The organism is Synechococcus sp. MVIR-18-1 (assembly GCF_014279835.1).
GTDB lineage: Bacteria > Cyanobacteriota > Cyanobacteriia > PCC-6307 > Cyanobiaceae > Synechococcus_C.
In genome coordinates this window covers 1-18,735 of the sequence record NZ_CP047942.1, presented here as the reverse complement: position 1 = coordinate 18,735, position 18,735 = coordinate 1, and the positions used below count along the sequence as shown (strand labels likewise).

The window sequence follows — 18,735 nt, the reverse complement described above, 5'->3', positions numbered from 1 at the left end:
GGAATGGATTCCCCACTCAACCCCGATCGGGAACCCGCCTGGCGCTTCAGTGTGGCGCCCATGCTGGATTGCACGGATCGGCATTTCCGCATGCTGATGCGCCAAATCAGCAAACAAAGCCTGCTCTACAGCGAAATGGTGGTGGCGCAAGCTCTCCACCACAGCAAGCGGCGTGAACGGCTACTGGACTTTGACGTCGAGGAACATCCCCTAGCTCTGCAGGTGGGGGGCGACGATCCTGCGTTACTGGCCGATGCCACGCGGATGGCAGCCGATTGGGGGTACGACGAGATCAACCTCAATGTGGGCTGCCCGAGTCCAAGGGTGCAAGCCGGGAATTTTGGGGCTTGTTTGATGGCAGAGCCGCAAACCGTGGCGCGTTGTGTGGAGGCCATGGTGGCGGCATCATCGCTTCCCGTCACCGTGAAACATCGCGTGGGTATTGATGATCTCGACAGTGATGACCTTCTCAGACAGTTTGTTGATCAAGTGGCAGAAGCCGGTGCCTTGCGTTTTTCCGTGCATGCCCGTAAGGCATGGCTTGAAGGATTAGATCCCAAACAAAACCGCACGATTCCTGCTCTTCAGCACGATCGAGTGATTGCCTTAAAAGAATCCAGGCCGGATCTCACGATTGAATTGAATGGTGGTCTTGATACCCCTGAGGATTGCCTCAACGCCCTAAAACATTGCGATGGGGCCATGGTCGGACGCGCCGCCTATGCCCACCCAATGCGCTGGCGCGACATCGACAACCTGATCTACGGCGCAACGCCACGCCAAGTACTGGCTTCAGATGTCGTGCTTGGACTAATCCCCCATGCCGAACGCCATCTTCAGCGAGGAGGAAGACTTTGGGATCTATGCCGGCATCTCGTCCACGTTGTGGAAGCCGTGCCCGGGGCACGTTATTGGCGCAACAATCTGAGCATCAAAGCTCAAAAAGCTGGTGCTGGGGTTGAAATGATTGAGGAAGCAGCCCAGCAACTGCTTGATGCAGGGCTCTAAACAGCTCCGATAAGGCGATCAGCCCTCGGCTCCGCCATATCCGCTGTTGTCGTCGGCTCCACCACGGCGACGACGGGTGCGTCCATCGTCGTAGGCACTCCCGCCAGCTGGAGGAGCACCACTGCCATAGCTGCGATCCTCCCAGCCACTGGCACCAGAAGGGCGATCGCCACCGCCACCACCGCCGTAGTTGCCACCGCCACCACCGCCGCCGAAATCGCGACGAGGGGCACTGCCACGGGGCTCAGCTTTGTTGATGCGCAGGGGACGACCCATCAGCTCAGCACCTTGAAGCGCCTCAATGGCAGATGCTTCAGCTGCTTCGTCGCTCATTTCGACAAAGGCAAAGCCGCGCTTACGTCCGGTATCTCGCTCTAGAGGGAGGGCACAATTCGTGACCTCTCCATAGGTGGAGAACAATTCAATGATGTCTTCCTGCTCAGCGCGGAACGGAAGATTGCCGACAAAAATGCTCACTTATCTGATGGACCGAAGTTAAGAGGGGTCAATGGAATCAAAGGGCCAACAATTCATGGACCTATTGAAGATCATTGAATCTCTGGCTCCCTCAGCGTAGTCCGATCTCAGCCGAATGATCACCCTCTAAACAACCTGATCCGCAAGCCCCAATCGTTTGTTCCAAATGGCCAGCTGTTCATGGACACGAACGAAACCTGTTCCCCCTTCGCTGGTTCGAGCTGCCACCACATTGCGGGGTGTTAAGGCCTCAAACAAATCAGCCTCGATCGCAGGATGGAACTGCTGCCAACGCTCCAGAGTGAGTTCGCGAAGAAGCACGCCTTCCTGAAGGCAATGTTTCACCACGGCACCCACCAACTGGTAGGCCTCCCGGAAAGGGACCTGCTTAGCGACGAGATAGTCGGCCACATCAGTGGCATTGGAATAGTCCGCAGCAACAGCCGCCTCCAGCCGTTCGGTCCTGAAACTCAAGCCTTCCTGCAGCAAAATCGTCATCGCCTCAAGGCATTGCGATGTGGTGGCCACCACATCAAACAACGCCTCCTTGTCCTCCTGGAAATCTTTGTTGTAGGCCAGTGGTAGGCCCTTAATCATCGTCAGCAGGCCTTGCAAATGGCCGAACACCCTTCCGCATTTGCCACGCACCAATTCAGGAACATCGGGATTCTTTTTCTGCGGCATCAGGCTGCTGCCCGTCGCACAGCGATCGGTGAGTCGTACAAAGCCACATTCCTCTGATGCCCAAAAAATCACCTCCTCAGCAAGACGACTGAGATGCACCATCACCAGTGAGGCCGCGGCCGAAAATTCCACTGTGAAATCACGATCACTGACCGCGTCCAGGCTGTTGGCATAGATGCCATCGAAGCCGAGGGCCAACGCGGTGCTCCTGCGATCAATCGGTACCGGGGTGCCGGCCAAAGCTGCAGCACCCAGAGGAGAGAGATTCAGGCGTTTGCGCAAGTCCGCCATCCGCTGCCGATCCCGCTCCACCATCTCGACATAGGCAAGAAGATGGTGAGCGAGGCAGAGAGGCTGGGCACGCTGCAGATGCGTGTAACCGGGAATCAAGGTGTTGCTGTGAAGGTTCGCTTGGTCAAGCAAGGCGCGCTGAAAACCGAGCAAAGACTGTTCAAGCTCGTCCAAACGCCGCCTAAGCCAAAGCCGCAAATCAGTCCCCACCTGGTCGTTACGACTCCGGCCGGTGTGCAATTTTTTGCCAACTGGACCAAGCAAAGCAATCAGACGTCGCTCAACAGCGAAATGCACATCTTCATCAGCTAGCCCTGGCTGAAATTGTCCAGATGCAGCTTCCTGGCGGACTTGTTCAAGACCACTGACAAGTTGATCTGCCTCCTCCTCCTGGATCACACCGCACTCAGCGAGCATGCGGGCATGGGCGATCGACCCATCCAGATCCTCTTGAAGAAGCGTGATATCAAAGCCAATCGACGCATTAAAACGCTCAATCGCCGGATGCAATCCCTGCTCAAACCGGTCACTCCAGGTTGCGGAGCCTCCTCCCGTCACCCCGCCTGCCATGTCACTCTCCTCTGCGCTTGTCCTCAGCTTGTCAGGCCAAAGACCGGGGGACAGACGGCAACATGATCTCCTCTTTGACCTTGAGCACCACCATCGAGGCATCGTCATCTAACTGACGGGTGGGTCCCACAAAACGATCGAGACGACTGAACAACTGATCAAGAATCCCTTGGGAACCAGTTCCAGACCGACAGGCTTGTTCGAGTGAGCGCATCAAGCGCGCCTCATCAAAACGATCACCGGTGATCCCAGGGGCTTCAGTGACTCCATCCGTGTAATAAAGAAGAACGTCACCTGGCTCAAGCACAAGCGATTCACAGCCATATTCCGCCTCAGGCTGAAGACCAATCAGCAGCCCGGGGGCATCCAAGCGCATCAATTTCCGTGATTGGGCACGCCAAATCAACGGTGGGTTATGGGCGGCATTGGCATAACGCAGGCGCCTCGTGCGTGGATCGAAATCGGAATAAAACAGCGTGACGAACCGATGGGACTGAGACAGGTCCTCCAGCGCTAATTGGTTGAGGTCATAAAGAATGCGATCGGGCGGTAGACCACTCAAAACCTCGGCTCGCAGCATGCCGCGGAGCATGGTCATCAATAATCCCGCTGGCACCCCCTTACCCATCACATCCCCCATGACGAAGGCCCAACGGCCGCGCTCCCGACGGCGCCCGATCAGTTCTGGACGGGTAGGAATGAAGTCGTAGTAATCACCGCCAACTTGAAAGGCAGGCCGGCAACGCGCCGCAAGATCCACGCCTTCGATCACAGGGCAGTGATCAGGCAACAGCTGAGCCTGAATGTCGGCTCCAATGCTGAGCTGACGATCAACCCGTTCGTGGCGACGGGCCTCCTGAAGCATCAAATCATTTTCGATCGCAACCCCGGTGAGGTCAGCCACCAACTGCACATGTCGGCGATAAACATCACTCCAAGCGAGAGGGCTCGACGGATTGAACACGTAAAGGCGTCCCCTCGGCCGACCACGAGCGATCAACGACGTTGCAAAAAGACCAGCACTCCCCAGCTGCCGCTGAACCAGGCGATCCATGGCTCGCACAAGGCTTTCGTCGGATCCAAACCCGATGATGTTCCCAGGCTCATGCGCGGCAAGCGCCCGCAACAAGCCCTCCGTGCGGGGACCAGGAAGCATCTGCAGCTGGTCACGCCACAGGCGTCCGTCGGCCTGAAACGGAACGAGTAGTGAACCTTGCACCCCCACAAGCCGGGCAGCCACCACCGGCACCAACTCCAAAAAGCGGTTGAGATTGCTGAAGCTGCGCAACGCAAACCCAAGCGACACAAGCAGCTCCTGATTGGAACGCTGCTCCCGCGACATGCTCTCCAATAGCTGCCGTAGCGAGGCTGTAGCCGTCAACGATTGGTTGATTCCACGTTGCGGAGTTGCCGGATGTCGCCATGAAGGTGTGCTGCTCACGGCCTAGCACCCAGCAGAAGGCGCAACGTAGCAAGTTCAGCTTGATCAGGCCGTAATGCGAAACGCATCAACGCGATGCCAAGAGGGCCTCTACAAACTCAAAACTATTGAAAGGACGAAGATCGCGAATTCCCTCACCAGCTCCAATAAAACGAATCGGCAACTTTGCTTCTGAGGCAACAGCCAGAGCCACGCCTCCTCTCGCAGTGCCATCGAGCTTGGTGATCACCACACCTGTGAGCCCAGCAGCACGGGCAAAAGCCATCGCCTGCTTCAAACCGTTCTGGCCCTGGCTGGCATCCAGCACCAACAGCGATTCCACGTGCGCTTCGGGAGCGAGACGATCCACCACACGACGGATCTTTTCAAGCTCCTCCATCAAGTTGTGCTTGGTCTGCAGACGACCGGCCGTGTCCACCAGAACCAAATCAGTGCCCTTGGAACGAGCGGCGCCGATCGCATCAAACACCACCGCTGCGGGATCCGCATTCGCTGAGGGATTGGCCACAACTGGCACATCACTGCGATCCCCCCACACTTGAACTTGCTGAACAGCTGCAGCACGGAAGGTATCCGCCGCAGCGATTAAGGCGGAATACCCACTGCGAACAGCAAGATTGGCGAGCTTGCCAAGGGTGGTGGTTTTACCGACGCCGTTCACTCCAACCAAAAGCCAAACATTCAGGCGATCCCTTTGAGGAGCGAGGACGTCAACAGCACTGGCCTTGATCGGCTCATCGAGAAGATCGCGAAGCTGTTCCTTCAGAAAGCGAATGCCTTCACTCGGATCAACAACCTGTTCGTTCATCCGCTGCCGCAAGGCATCGAGCACCTGATCCGTGGCTTGAACGCCCGCATCCGCCCGCAATAAAAGCGATTCGAGGTCGTCCAGCACCTCTGGAGTCAATGGGTCGTCGCCCAGGTTCTCCAGCAGACCAGTAACAAAGCCTTGGCGCGTTTTCTCCAGGCCTTGGCGCAGGCGCCCTAACCAATCGATCTCCTCAAGAGTGACCTGCTCGGCGCTACGCCCTTGGGCCGCTAAGACTTCAGCCGACCAGGTGAATGCATCGTCAAAGTCTCCAAGGCTGGGTTCATCCTGATCAATCGTCGGCGCCGCTTGGGCTGCGACTGGAACAACCGGAACAGGGTCTGGCTCAGCAGGTTGCTCTAGCTCCTGCTGACGCTGATCCCGCTGGGCAGCAGCCTGTTCAAGAAAAGACAGGGCCGGGACGGAAGGCGCAGGAGGCGAAACAGGTGCTGTTGGTGCAGGAGCGGGAACAACGGCTGGCTCAACCGAGGGAGCTTCAAGGGCAGGAGCTGCGTCTGGTGGGGCAACAACAGAAGGGGTAACAACTTCAGAAACAGTGGCTGCTGCCGCCTCCATGACTGGAGGCAAAACAGCATTTTGTTCGGGCGTCGAATCAGCCTGAACTGTCTTAGCGGCCTCTGCTTTTTGGGCTTTTAAACGTGCATAGGCCTGACGTGCCCACTCAAGAGAATCATCTTCCGGCTCAGACGCTTTGGGTTCAGACGCTTGCACGTCTGCTGGTTGCGTTGCAGAAGGTTGAGGCGCAGAAGACTGATCGGGTTGCACCTCTGAGTCCACTGGAGGGTCAGCTGGGGTTTCAGGAGGAACGGATCCGCGATTAAACCAGTCGTAGACCATGAGTTCAGGACAACACCAGTGAGGGGGCGTTCTGCAGACGACGCAGCACACCATTAATCATCTTTCGTCCCTGCTCGTCACTGAAACGATGCGCTAACTCAACCGCTTCGTTGCAAGCCACTGCAGCAGGAGTATGAAGTTCGGACAGATCAATCACAGCCAAACGCAAAATATCGCGATCGATGCGTGGTAGTCGGGTGAGGCGCCAGCCTTCCATCACACCGTCGAGCAACTGATCAATCGCTTTGCGCTTCTTCAAAACAAACGTCACGCGCTGCATGGCCTCGCGACGCACCTGATCTTGATTGGATAAGGCCAGTAGGCGAGGCAACTCAAGACTGGCTGACAGACCATTCAGAACTTGTTCGGCCCCAGTGAGAGACGACTGCAACGACTCACGAACCGAAGCTTGATCTGAGGAAGGACCATCCTTCAGTTCACTCTCAAGCAAATGTTGCTGAGCTTTTTCCAGATCTCCAGCACAACAGTCCAGGACTTCTGTCCAGTGCTGCATCAAGCTATCGAGTGCTTTTTGAAGCAAGGTATCCAGGGAAAGATCAGGGGGATCATCCACCCGTTCAGGGCATTGACCGAGCACCAGCAGCGCTAGTTCACGGGACAGGGATCGGGACTGCATGGACATAGGGCCGAGTCGAGTTCAGGCTCCAGTGGTGGACGACGAGGGTGACCCAGAACCCCTCAGCTGAGAGATCAGGCTGGAAAAACTTCGATTCACAGGAGCTTCACGCTCATCAGGATTCACAATGCCAGCGGAAATGATCGTTCGGAATGCATCCTCTACTGAAATGTCCAGATCTTTGACAGATGTTTCAGGCACCAAGGTGTACCAGCCCGTTGTTGGGTTTGGTGCTGTGGGAATAAACACACTGAGAAGGGGCTCAGTGAGCTCAGCTTGGAGGGAAGGACCCACCACACCGGTCACAAAGCCCACGCTGTAAAGACCCTCACGGGGATATTCCACTAAAACTACCCGCCTAAAACGCTGAGAATTGTCTCTCAAAAAGGTGGCGAGAAGCTGTTTCAGGGTTTTGTAAACCGAACCAGCAAGAGGAATGCGTTGGAGGGTTTCTTCGCCGAACTCCAGCAACCAGCGCCCGACGATGTTCCTCGCCATCAAGCCGATCAGCAAAATCGCAAACAGCGGAACCGTTAATCCCAGCGCAAGGTTGATCAAATCCTGGAGGAGAGGATTAAGGGTGATGAACGGATTGAACTGCTTGGGAATTGACGTCAGAAAAGCCAGCACAAAACGACTGACCGTCGTTGCCAACCAAAAAGTGGTTGCCAGCGGAATGACCACCAACAACCCAGCGATTAAATCGTTTTTCAGATCTTGCTGAAGCCTGGCGCTAAGCGGCAGGTCAGGTCTTGGATTGGACTGCACCAAGGAGCGCCTGTGGCCTAAGGCTGACGTGATCTCACCAACCTAACCAGCAGATCGTTAGATCACGGCCGCCAGAGCCAAGAGCACGAAAGCAACGGCAAGAATCACCGCACTCAAGGTTCCGCCGAAACGACGCTGATTCACAGCAAGGTTGCGCTGACGTTCACCCTGCTTGATCTGCTGTTCCATCTGCGCCAGCTGCTTATCAATGAAAGCCTGAGCAGCTTTGACCTTGTCGTCCTCACTGGCATCAGCAGGCAACTGCCCTGCCTGGGTGAGCTGGTTACCAAGCATTTTTACGTTCTCGGGATTCGCCGATTGCTGGCGAGCCATCTCCAACTGACCCTTTTGCTGCTCAAGCGTTTGATCGGATTCACCTGAGAGGTTCTGATTGCCTGAGATCGAGACAGGAACAACCACGATCATCAAAATCGCCAACAACGCAGAAATCACGCAAACCAGCCAACGAATTGGAGGTCTTGCGGTCTCCGGTTGGTCAAGACGCGAGCCAAGAAGCATGAGCAAAAGCCCGATCAGCCCCATGGGGGCTTGATTGACCAAGCGCTCGATCAACAGTTGCTTAAAAACACCATCCGCCCAATCGGCTGCACTCAGCAGCACAGCCATCTGCAAGGCCAGCAGCGCAACCAGGGTGATGCCCAACCACCTCAGAACAAACGACAGTCGTAAGGATTGAGAACCCGATGGGGATGCGGACACGTAAGGATGTTTAAAGGTATTTAATTTTACGACCCGTTTCCGTGACGTCCTCCGCTGGACAACCAGAACTCAGTGCAGATCTCAAGGAACGTGCCCGCCAGGAAGGATTCGATCCTGTAGGAATCGCCTGTCTGCCGGGAAGTTCAAGGTTGCAGATGCGAACAGCAGCTTTACAGCGCTGGCTTGACGCTGGTTTTCAAGCGGAGATGGGCTGGATGGCTGCTCCACGAAGACTTGACGCAAGAACACTTCTCGATGGAGCGCGCAGCCTGCTTGCCGTTGGGCTGAATTACTACGTCTCCGACTCGCGCCAACCCAACAGCCTTGCGATTGCTCGCTATGCGTGGGGGCGTGACTATCACCGCGTCGTCAACCAAAGGCTGCGCCGCGTTGGCCGCTGGCTTGAAACACAAAGGCCCGAATCGCGCTGGCGGGTTTGCGTGGATGCCGAACCCCTACTGGATAAGGCATGGGCGGAAGAGGCAGGTCTGGGATGGATTGGCAAACACAGCAACGTGATTCATCGGCAGCGAGGGTCGTGGATGGTGATCGGCCACCTGCTCAGCACAGAAGATTTAGTGGCGGATCAGCCAGCGCAAGCTCGCTGCGGCCGCTGCAGAGCGTGCATGGACGCATGCCCCACCGACGCCATACGGGAACCGTTCGTCGTTGATTCACGGCGATGCATCGCGTATCACACGATTGAAAACCGAGAGGAGCAGCTTCCAGAACTGATTAAGACTGGGATGGGTCCATGGGTCGCTGGCTGTGATATTTGCCAGGACGTCTGTCCGTTCAATCAAAAGGAGCTTCCATCGAGTCAAGATCCAGAGGTCCAGCCCCGTCCCTGGGTCTTAGATCTAAGCGCTGCGCAGGTTGAACAATGGGATCCGGCAACCTGGGATCAGAAGTTGCGCGGATCCGCACTCAGACGCATCAAACCTTGGATGTGGCGACGCAATGCCGCTTCAGCAAAGTCAGTAGATCCACCTACCCTGTTTTCATCTGAGATTCGGTGATGGGATCCCATCGGCGTTCAAGCCAATTTTTCAATAAAGCTTGGGCGTTAGCCGCTCTGATGAGCGCGATCGGTCTGTGCAGCGCTGAACCAGCCAAAGCCCTCATCCCCTATGTCTTCACGCCCAGCAGCCAAGAGTTAGAGGGGGCTGGGATCGGCATCGGTCGCACTGCAGCGCAATTGCTAAGGCTTGGACAACCCAAAGAAGCCGCCCGCTTAGCCGCTCTAGCCGTGCGCTTACAACCCAACGATGAACGGCTCTGGTCTGTGTTGGCTGAGGCCCAACTCCGTAGCGAACAAATCGATGACGCAGCCGGATCCCTGGCCAGAGCGAAATCACTCAACCCAAATAATGCAGGGCTTTGGTTCGCAGAAGCATCTTTAGCGTTGCGTGACAACCGACCGGACGACGCCATCCCCCTGTTGGATCGCGGACTCAGTCTGGATCCAAAAAACGCAACGGCCTACTTCGATCTTGGCAACGCCAGGGTGATGCAATCCGATCAAAAGCGGGCCCTCAAAGCTTTTGAACGCGCAACAGCGATTAAGCCCAGTTTTTGGGAAGCCTTAAACAACCAAAGCCTGGTGTTGTTTGAAATGGGAAACACCAAGGAAGCCATTCGCCGCTGGCGTTCCGTCTTAGCGATCAATGCCAACCCAGAGCCGATGCTGGCCCTTGCTTCCGCATTGAACAAAGTGAATCCTGGTGATCAGGAATCGTTGAAGCTCGCTCAAAAAGCTCTTGCTGAATCTCCAAATTACGTGCTGCCTGGCCACCAAAAAAAACAACTTTGGGGCTTGAAATTACGCCGAGCGACAGCTGAGCTTTTCAAGAATCCGAGCCTTCAAAACGCCGTCGAACGTGCTGAAGCGAATGCAGATCCAAAAAGCGCTAATTAACCAAAACTCTGGTCAAGCAGTAGAAGATCTGTAGGCTGACACCCGACTGCCCTCTTATTTCCCTGCAGGATGGCCGAGGAGCGCGTTCAATCGATCGCCCTGCATCACGAGATGCAGCGCTCATATCTCGAATACGCGATGAGCGTGATCGTGGGCCGAGCGCTCCCTGATGTGCGTGATGGACTGAAACCCGTCCAACGCCGAATTCTTTTTGCGATGCATGAACTGGGGCTGACCCCAGACCGCCCCTATCGGAAATGTGCCCGCGTTGTAGGGGACGTGCTTGGTAAGTACCACCCTCATGGTGATCAAGCGGTTTATGACGCCCTAGTGCGTTTGGTTCAAACCTTTTCCAGCCGTCACCCTTTACTCGATGGTCACGGCAACTTTGGCTCGGTGGATGACGATCCGCCGGCGGCCATGCGTTACACCGAGACGCGACTAGCGCGGATCTCCCACGAGGGCTTACTCGATGAAATCGGCGACGACACCGTCGATTTTGCCTCCAACTTTGATGGGTCCCAACAGGAACCCACGGTTCTTCCCGCCCAGCTTCCGTTTTTACTGCTCAATGGCTGCTCGGGCATCGCTGTTGGCATGGCCACGAGCATCCCTCCCCACAACCTCGGCGAGGTGGTGGATGGTCTGATTGCACTGGTTCAAAACCCCGATCTAAGCGAAGAGGACGTCTTAAAACTGATCCCTGGACCCGATTTCCCCACCGGCGGAGAAGTGCTTCTGGGAAGCGGCGTCCGCGAAACGTATTTACGAGGCCGAGGCAGCATTCCCATGCGTGGCGTGGCCCATGTTGAGGAGGTGCATCCCGGCAAAGGAAAGCATCGGCGAAACGCTGTGATCGTGACCGAGCTCCCCTACCAGCTGAGTAAGGCCGGCTGGATTGAAAAACTGGCTGAGTACGTCAACGACGGAAAAATTGGTGGCATTGCCGATATCCGTGATGAAAGTGACCGTGAGGGGATGCGCGTGGTGGTGGAGCTCCGGCGTGATGCCGATCCAGAAACGGTGCTGACCGACTTGCAACGGCGCACGTCACTGCAAAGCAACTTCGGCGCAATCCTGCTGGCCCTGGTCGATGGCAGACCCCAGCAACTAACGCTGCGGCAGCTCCTCCAAACCTTCCTGGATTACAGAGAGCTCACGATCATTCGGCGTACCAACCATGCGCTGCGCAAAACAGAAGATCGTCTTGAAGTGGTAGAGGGCCTGACCACCGCCCTGGCATCACTACAACAGGTGATCGCCATGATCCAAGAAGCCAGAGATGCCGCCAAGGCACGGGCGAGCTTGATGGTGCATTTCGATCTGAGCGAACGGCAAGCTGATGCCGTATTGGCCATGCCATTGCGCAGGCTCACAGGCTTGGAACAGGAAAGCCTGCGTAAGGAGGCAGATGATCTTCGCAAGGAAAGACAGCGACTCACCCTGCTGCTGGAAAACCGCGACCAATTGCTTGATGCCCTGATCGAAGAACTGCGCCAACTGAAAAAACGCTTTGCAACGCCGAGACGCACCCGACTGGTGGAAGGTGGTGACCACCTGCTTGCCGAGCGGGCCGCCAGCCAAAGGCCCAATGCCGAATTACAGAGGCGCCAGGCCCTAGATGCCCTCCCTAGCGATTCAAGACTGCTGATTCAAGACGATGGTCAAGTGAAAATCGTGAGTCCTCAGCTGCTGGGACGCCTGCATCTCAACGATCCAGTTCCGATGGGAGATGAACCATCTCCAGCCCTGATTAGCCTGCCAATCCAGCCGCCGCCGCGGCTGTTGGCCGTAACCATGAGCGGTCGTGTCGCACTTGTGCGCTGGGAATTTGCAGGGCAGCAACAAGGAACCCTGGAGAGATTCCTACCCACAGCCCTTGAAGGCGATGAGGTGGTGTCCCTCTTGCCTTTGCCCAATCCGGAGGATGTCAACGCCAATGAAACGAAATCCCTGGGCCTGCTGACCAGTGATGGCCGCTTCAAACGGCTCCCTCTCAAGGACATTCAGGAATTGTCGGGGCGAGCTGCCACCGTTTTAAAACTGAAGGAAGGCGTGAGCCTAAAAGCGGCCTTGATCTGTCAAGACGGCGCTGATGTGGTCCTCATCAGCGATATCGGCAGGGTTCTTCGTCTGCAAGCAGGAGAAACCAATCTGCCGTTGATGGGCAAGCTGGCCCAAGGACCGATCACCATGCGTCTACTCCCTGGCGAACAACTGGTCACCGCAATCGCAGGGCACGCTGAACGTCCTACAAGCATCTTGCTCGCGAGCCAAACAGGTCGTCTGCACTGGTTGGAACTCACGACGATCCGGCATTGCAAACGGGGCGATCTCGGTGAAATCGGCTGGGAACTGAATTCAGAATCCAGCAGTGGAACGGAACGGATTGCGGCGGCTTGCCTCGCTGATTCCCTGATTGGTGTGGTGACATCAAACGGTCGCCACGGACGACTGAAAGTAAACGAGGAGAATCAGCTCACGCTCAAAGACAACGAATCAATCCTGCGATTGGTGCCCTTAATCAGCTGATCAGAGATTCGTTGCTGCCACCCCTGCTGGTTCAAGCATTAATTTGCTCGCTTTGATCGAAGCATCCATCGGAACCGGATAGTTCCCATCGAAGCAAGCGGTACAGAAATGTTCCGACTGCGCGTGCGCCGCTTCCACCATTCCTTCTTTGCTGAGATAGGCCAAGGAATCCACCTTGAGGTGCTCCTCGATCTCTTTAAGCGTGAGTCGAGCAGCGATCAGCTGATCCTGCGTATCGGTGTCGATGCCGTAAAAACAGGGATGGGTCACCGGTGGGGAACTAATGCGCATGTGCACTTCAATGGCGCCTGCATCACGGAGGGCCTGAACCAATTTTTTACTGGTCGTTCCACGAACAATCGAATCATCAATTACCACAACCCGTTTGCCATTTAAAACATCTGGAAGTGGGTTGAGCTTCACGCGAATCCCGGCTTCACGCATCGCTTGGGTCGGCTGGATGAAGGTTCGGCCGACATAGCGATTTTTAATCAGTCCATCGGCATAGGGAATGCCACTGCTTTGGGAATAACCGATCGCAGCTGGAATTCCGGAATCAGGGACACCGATCACGAGATCCGCCTCAACTGCCGATTCACGGGCCAAGATCTGGCCGATGCGCTGTCGATAGCTGTAGAGCGATTCACCAAAGAAACGACTGTCGGGGCGAGCGAAATAGATCATTTCAAACACGCACATCCGTGTGGTGGGTTCAATCCAGCGATGACGTTCTGGTGTGGGGTCCCCGCAACGAAACACCACTAATTCGCCAGGTTCCACATCCGCGACGAACGGCGAACCAATGATGTCGAGCCCACAGGTTTCGCTACTGAGAACCCAATGCCCACGGTCTTGATCACCGAGGTAGCCATACACCAGCGGCCGAATCCCATAGCCATCACGCAAGCCGTACAGGGCATCTGACGTTCCAATCACCAAGCTGAAAGCTCCTTGGCACTGGGATTCGGCCGCCTTAATCCCCTCTGTCCAATCCAAGCCCCCATCCACAGCTTGCTGAACCGCGTAAGCGATCAACTCCGAATCCGTGGTGGAGGTGAACTCCACCTCACCGTCATCCACCTGAGCTCGCAGCTCTGCTGCATTCACAAGATTGCCGTTATGCGCCAGCGCGAAGGGACCGAGACGGGTCATCAGGACCACGGGCTGGGCATTGCAAACCTTGCTACTCCCGGTGGTGGAATAACGGTTATGGCCAACGGCTAGAGCACCAGGCATGCGCTCGAGCACATCCTGATCAAACACCTGGCTGACCAAGCCCATGTCCTTGTGGAGCCTGACCTTTCCGTTGTTGAAAACAGCAATGCCAGCAGATTCCTGGCCGCGATGCTGCAGGGCGTATAGACCGAAATAAACGAGGTTGGCCACCGGCTGCTCTAGGGCCTGAACAGCAAACACACCGCAGGCTTCTTCCATGCGATCGGGACGCTCTAGCTCGAGCTGATGCACCGGTCGCCTCGACTTCGGATGGGTCTCAAGATTCTGCATCAAACCGCTCCGAGGCGACGGGGAACTGCTTGTTCGTATTGCTCTCGCAGCGTCTCAACAGAAAGATCAATCACTGGCAATTTTCCCACTGCTAAACGGAAACAACCATGGTCGGCAACAGTTCCAAGCTCTGTCACAGGAACACGTTGATGCTCTTGCGAGGCCACTAAGGCTTGCCAAGCACTGCGCTGTTCTGAACGAACCGAAACAACGATGCGTGCACCACCCTCAGCAAACAAAACACGATCCAGGCGAGCAGACCCATGCGGCAGGTTGAGATCAACACCAAGGCCAGAGGCCAGGGCACTTTCCGCAAGCGCTATGGCCAAACCACCATCACTGCTGTCATGAGCTGAAGCCAACACACCCTGCGAAAACGCCTGACGGACCAAGGCTTGAACTTGACCCTCCAACTCCAGATCCACATTCGGAGGCCGGCCAGTCAGCAACCCATGAACAACTCCCTGATAGCTGCTGCCTGCCAAGCCAAGGCCTTCATTCCCCTCCTCGTCGGTGGAGACCCCAAGCAACACCACAAGATCACCAGGTTGTCGCCAAGCCAAACCTCCGCAGCGATCAAGATCTTCCACCAGTCCCACCATGCCCACGACAGGCGTGGGATGAATGGGCTGAAGGCTTCCATCATCTGCCCTGGTTTCGTTGTACAAAGAGACGTTGCCACCGGTCACAGGGGTGCCCAAGACGCGACAGGCATGGGATAGGCCGCGGCATGCCATCGCCAATTGCCAATACCCCTTGGGGGTTTCTGGAGACGGGAAGTTCAGGTTGTCGGTCACAGCGATCGGCTGGGCTCCAACACAGCTGAGATTGCGGGCTGCCTCTGCCACCGCTGCGATCGCTCCCCGCTCTGGGTCAAGCGCCACCCAGCGATTGGGACAATCCACGGTGGCCGCAACGCCACGCTGAGTTGGTTGCAGCGACGCATCACCCTGTTGCGGACGAAGACGAATCACTGCAGCATCGGCGCCACCGGCTCGAATCACCGTATTGGCCAACACCTGCTGGTCGTATTGGCGATAGATCCAGCGCTTGCTGGCAATCGTGGGGTCATCAAGCAAACGCAACAGATCCGCATTCCAATCGCGATCGGAGGCTGGACGAGGAAGATCTGATTCACGCCAGGTCCAATGCGTCTGGATATCCTCTGGTGGCTCAGAGAGAAGCTCGTGCTGGTTGATCGGGGTGTCTTCTGCCAAGGCACGGGCCGGTACTTCTGCTGCCACCGCACCGTGTTGCAACACCCTCACCACTGGCTCCTCCAAAACGCGACCGACAACGGCCGCTTGAAGTCCCCAACGCCGGAAACGCTGCATCAACTGCTCCTCCCGACCAGAACGCACAACAAACAACATGCGCTCTTGGGATTCCGAAAGCAGGAATTCGTAGGCGGTCATGCCGTGTTCCCTTGCGGGCACCCGATCGAGGTCCAACTCAACGCCCACATCTCCCTTCGCTGCCATCTCCGAACAACTACAGGTGAGACCCGCTGCACCCATATCCTGAGCGGCAACGACATCACCGCTCTGAAAGGCTTCCAAGCAAGCCTCAATCAAGCCCTTCTCGAGAAACGGATCTCCAACCTGCACGGCAGGCCGGTCATCCAGTGAATCCGCACTGAGCTCAGCGCTCGCAAAACTGGCGCCTCCCATACCATCCCGGCCCGTGGTGCTTCCCACGTACACCACCGGATTGCCCACACCAGCGGCTCCAGAACGGACGATGTCATCCGTTTCCATCAGGCCCAAGGCCATGGCGTTCACCAGGGGATTGCCCTGATACGACGGATCGAATGCCACCTCTCCACCCACGGTGGGCACACCAACGCAATTGCCGTAATGGGCGATACCAGCCACAACCCCTTCCACCAAACCACGGGTTGCTGGTTCTTCCAACGGTCCAAAACGCAGGGCATTCAGCAACGCAATCGGCCTGGCGCCCATCGTGAAAATGTCGCGCAAAATTCCACCCACCCCAGTGGCAGCGCCCTGAAAAGGCTCAACAGCTGAAGGGTGGTTATGACTTTCAATTTTGAACGCCAAGCGGTGACCTTCACCCAGGTCCACCACGCCAGCGTTCTCTCCAGGACCCACGAGAATGCGTGGGCCTTCCGTTGGAAAACCACTTAACAAGGGTCTGGAATTGCGGTAGCAGCAATGCTCCGACCACATCACACCAAACATGCCCAACTCAGCGCGGTTGGGATCCCGTCCGAGACGACGCTGAATTTCGCTGTAATCCGTTTCGGTGAGCCCTTCCTGGCGCAGAGCTGCCCCAAGATCAAATGCCGCAACCGCATGAGAGGACTGGGTCACAACCGCTGACTTATCTGTACCCAGTGTTGCCGACGATCAGACCCAAGGATCTTCCTCGTGATCAGGCCAATCATTTCGATCGATCGGATCCTTTCGAACGGAGCGGCCACGCTCTACCTGGGGTTCATCGGGCCAATCGCCATCATCCCAGTCATCTAGTGGGTCCACCGCAGAAGATGCTGCTGACGGATAGGACGATGCAGCGTCAGAAGCCGCAGGATGCTCGTCCCAAGGCGGTTCCTCTAACCACCCTTCCAGGCGCTCCCCAGCGCGATCACCAAACTGCTGCAGCTGTTCCCTCCACTGCTTTGAGCGCTGAAGAAAATCCTGCCGAACACTGGCCCTCGCTAAAGGCAAATCATCGAGTTCATGGATCGCCGTCGACACCAAGCCCGGCTGTTGGTCAACGATGCGATCCGGCAATAAGCGCCAGCGACTGCTTCCAGGCAGCCGAGGATCACTCCGTGCCACGAGGTAATGACTGATCTGCCCGCTCGCTGGCAGGAAAGCTAAATCGGCGATGATGCCGACCCTCTCTCCATCGGCATTGAGAAGGTCGGCATCCAAAAGAGTTGGCAACCGATCCAAAGTGATCTGATCGGCTTCTGCCGGAGCCCCCTTCACAAAAACCTGTTGATCGTCGAATCCACGACATTGATCAAGACGCCAAACATCTCGGCTCGTACGCAACGCAGACGGGCGACTCACCCAACCGAGCAGGCGATGCACAGGCGGGTGCATCCAAGCCATGACCCCTGGCCCATGATCAAGGCCCTGATCACAGCGCACCCGGTGGTGCAACAGATCGCTCAAGAGGAGCTGGTCCGGAACAGTCAAGGCGTCGTGAAAGGTTTCAGGAACGGATCTGAACCGGCATCACCAGGTAGGTGAGGCCAGGATCATCATTGGAAGGGGTGAGGATCGCCGGCGTTGTTGGGGCATTGCAAGACAACCTGACGCGATCACAATCCATGGCTTTGAGGCCATCCAAGACGTAGCGCACATTGAAGGCAATTTGCATGGCCTCGCCGTTGATGTCGGCCGGTAAAGACTCAGAGCCACTCCCCACGTCTTGGGCATCAGCACTGATCTGAACCAATCCCGTGGCTGGCTCAGTCGCGATGCGGACCACATTGTTGTGTTGGTCAGCCAAGACAGCGATGCGTTCCAAGGCGGAAATAAAAGCCCTCCGATCGAAATCAATCGTGCGACTAAAACCATCGGGAATCAGCTGGCGGTAATTGGGATAGGTGCCTTCCAGGGTGCGGCTCGTCACCATTTGATCGGCCGCGAGCACCACAACTTGACCGCGCTCACAAAACAGGCTGACTGGATCATTTCCTTTCCAGCTCGCCATTAATCGCTCCACCTCACGCAGGGAGCGTGCCGGAAGCGTGACAGCTAATTCCTCAGTCTCAGCGTCATCAGCACTGATTTCAGTCTGCAAAGCGTCCTCAACCGTCAACATCGCCAAGCGATGCCCATCGGTGGATGCGGCCTCCAAACATTTCTGATTGAAGCGCAGATGGACTCCTGTAAGGAGCTGTTTCGCTTCATCACCACTACTGGCAAACAACGTTGCACGCAGGGCTTTCAGCAGGGATGCGGGATCCACGCGCAAGGCTGTTCCGTTCTCCACGAGAGGGAGCTCAGGAAAATCATCAGCAGGCATTCCGCGCATTTGATAGCTGCCGCTGGAGCTGGTGAGCTCGACCTGGTCAGCGCCCGCATCACTGGACAACGACACCGGCGAATCACTGGACAACTTGGAGACGATTTCGCCAAGCAAGCGGGCGGGCAAAGTTACTGCTCCACTGCTGTCGACAGAAGCAGGGAGTGACGTCTGAATTCCCAGATTCAGATCGAATCCTGTGAGGCTGAGCCGATCCGTGCCGGCATCAGCGGTGAGCAAAACATTGGCCAACACCGGATGGGTTGGTCGCGAAGCGACAGCGCGACTGACCAACTGCAGAGCCGTGTTGAGTTCTGCCTGAGAACAGACCAATTTCATGAGGTCCGAGCCAACGGCGGAAACAAATCTCTCCACACGATTTCACAGGCTCGGGAGAAGCGCAATGGTTTCACGTTTTTTTTTGTTCCCCGGCTTTAGGGCTGTTTTTATTCTCTTAAAAGAACTACTAAAACAGCCGTAGTAGGTCCTGTGGAAACGGGGGAAAGAAGCTC

General features: G+C 56.4%; 15 protein-coding genes. 4 read left to right on the top strand and 11 right to left on the bottom strand.

The features are described from left to right. Positions 1 to 3: 3 nt before the first annotated feature. Positions 4 to 1,008 (top strand): tRNA dihydrouridine(20/20a) synthase DusA, encoded by a 1,005-nt coding sequence (gene dusA / locus SynMVIR181_RS00075; protein WP_186589551.1) that lies wholly within the window; start codon positions 4 to 6, stop codon positions 1,006 to 1,008. Positions 1,009 to 1,026: 18 nt separating this feature from the next. On the opposite strand, the gene SynMVIR181_RS00070 is transcribed toward dusA, so the two are convergent. The 7 genes from SynMVIR181_RS00070 to SynMVIR181_RS00040 form a co-directional block, all read right to left on the bottom strand. Next, positions 1,027 to 1,485, bottom strand: a complete 459-nt coding sequence (locus SynMVIR181_RS00070; RefSeq protein WP_186589550.1) for an RNA-binding protein — start codon at positions 1,483 to 1,485, stop codon at positions 1,027 to 1,029. Between the two features lie 126 nt (positions 1,486 to 1,611). Then, positions 1,612 to 3,030 (bottom strand): argininosuccinate lyase, encoded by a 1,419-nt coding sequence (gene argH, locus SynMVIR181_RS00065; RefSeq protein WP_186589549.1) that lies wholly within the window; start codon positions 3,028 to 3,030, stop codon positions 1,612 to 1,614. 31 nt (positions 3,031 to 3,061) lie between these two features. Continuing rightward, positions 3,062 to 4,471 carry a PP2C family protein-serine/threonine phosphatase gene (locus SynMVIR181_RS00060; protein WP_186589548.1) on the bottom strand — a complete coding sequence of 470 codons (1,410 nt, stop codon included), beginning with the start codon at positions 4,469 to 4,471 and terminating at the stop codon, positions 3,062 to 3,064. Between the two features lie 67 nt (positions 4,472 to 4,538). Then, the gene (ftsY, locus tag SynMVIR181_RS00055; protein ID WP_186589547.1) at positions 4,539 to 6,137 is read right to left on the bottom strand and encodes a signal recognition particle-docking protein FtsY; all 1,599 of its coding nucleotides are present in this window, start codon (positions 6,135 to 6,137) and stop codon (positions 4,539 to 4,541) included. 4 nt (positions 6,138 to 6,141) lie between these two features. Further along, a complete protein-coding gene (gene nusB / locus SynMVIR181_RS00050) occupies positions 6,142 to 6,774 on the bottom strand; it encodes a transcription antitermination factor NusB (RefSeq protein WP_186590400.1) in 633 nt (210 codons plus the stop codon). Positions 6,775 to 6,795: 21 nt separating this feature from the next. Continuing rightward, positions 6,796 to 7,545: a DUF502 domain-containing protein gene (locus SynMVIR181_RS00045; protein ID WP_186589546.1), complete on the bottom strand. Its 750-nt coding sequence runs from the start codon at positions 7,543 to 7,545 to the stop codon at positions 6,796 to 6,798. Positions 7,546 to 7,599: 54 nt separating this feature from the next. Next, positions 7,600 to 8,262, bottom strand: coding sequence for an HpsJ family protein (locus tag SynMVIR181_RS00040; RefSeq protein WP_186524222.1), 663 nt, complete (start codon positions 8,260 to 8,262; stop codon positions 7,600 to 7,602). Positions 8,263 to 8,303: 41 nt separating this feature from the next. On the opposite strand from SynMVIR181_RS00040, the gene queG reads away from it, so the two are divergent. The 3 genes from queG (at position 8,304) to SynMVIR181_RS00025 (ending at position 12,712) form a co-directional block, all read left to right on the top strand. Continuing rightward, positions 8,304 to 9,281: a tRNA epoxyqueuosine(34) reductase QueG gene (gene queG, locus SynMVIR181_RS00035; RefSeq protein ID WP_186589545.1), complete on the top strand. Its 978-nt coding sequence runs from the start codon at positions 8,304 to 8,306 to the stop codon at positions 9,279 to 9,281. Next, positions 9,281 to 10,180: a tetratricopeptide repeat protein gene (locus SynMVIR181_RS00030; protein ID WP_186589544.1), complete on the top strand. Its 900-nt coding sequence runs from the start codon at positions 9,281 to 9,283 to the stop codon at positions 10,178 to 10,180. The genes queG and SynMVIR181_RS00030 overlap by 1 nt, the downstream gene beginning before the upstream one ends. Before the next feature lie 69 nt (positions 10,181 to 10,249). Beyond that, positions 10,250 to 12,712 (top strand): DNA topoisomerase (ATP-hydrolyzing) subunit A, encoded by a 2,463-nt coding sequence (locus tag SynMVIR181_RS00025; RefSeq protein ID WP_186524219.1) that lies wholly within the window; start codon positions 10,250 to 10,252, stop codon positions 12,710 to 12,712. Here SynMVIR181_RS00025 and purF read toward each other — a convergent pair whose 3' ends face one another. From purF to dnaN, 4 genes are read right to left on the bottom strand one after another with little or no spacing between them, the layout of a single operon-like run. Then, positions 12,713 to 14,218, bottom strand: coding sequence for an amidophosphoribosyltransferase (purF, locus tag SynMVIR181_RS00020; RefSeq protein WP_186589543.1), 1,506 nt, complete (start codon positions 14,216 to 14,218; stop codon positions 12,713 to 12,715). Next, on the bottom strand, positions 14,218 to 16,551 hold the full coding sequence (gene purL, locus SynMVIR181_RS00015) for a phosphoribosylformylglycinamidine synthase subunit PurL (protein WP_186589542.1): 2,334 nt from the start codon (positions 16,549 to 16,551) through the stop codon (positions 14,218 to 14,220). Before purL ends, purF begins: the two co-directional genes overlap by 1 nt. 36 nt (positions 16,552 to 16,587) lie before the next feature. Further along, positions 16,588 to 17,388 (bottom strand): RNA methyltransferase, encoded by an 801-nt coding sequence (locus SynMVIR181_RS00010; RefSeq protein WP_186589541.1) that lies wholly within the window; start codon positions 17,386 to 17,388, stop codon positions 16,588 to 16,590. 16 nt (positions 17,389 to 17,404) lie between these two features. Further along, positions 17,405 to 18,562, bottom strand: a complete 1,158-nt coding sequence (gene dnaN / locus SynMVIR181_RS00005) for a DNA polymerase III subunit beta (protein WP_186589540.1) — start codon at positions 18,560 to 18,562, stop codon at positions 17,405 to 17,407. Positions 18,563 to 18,735 lie beyond the last annotated feature (173 nt).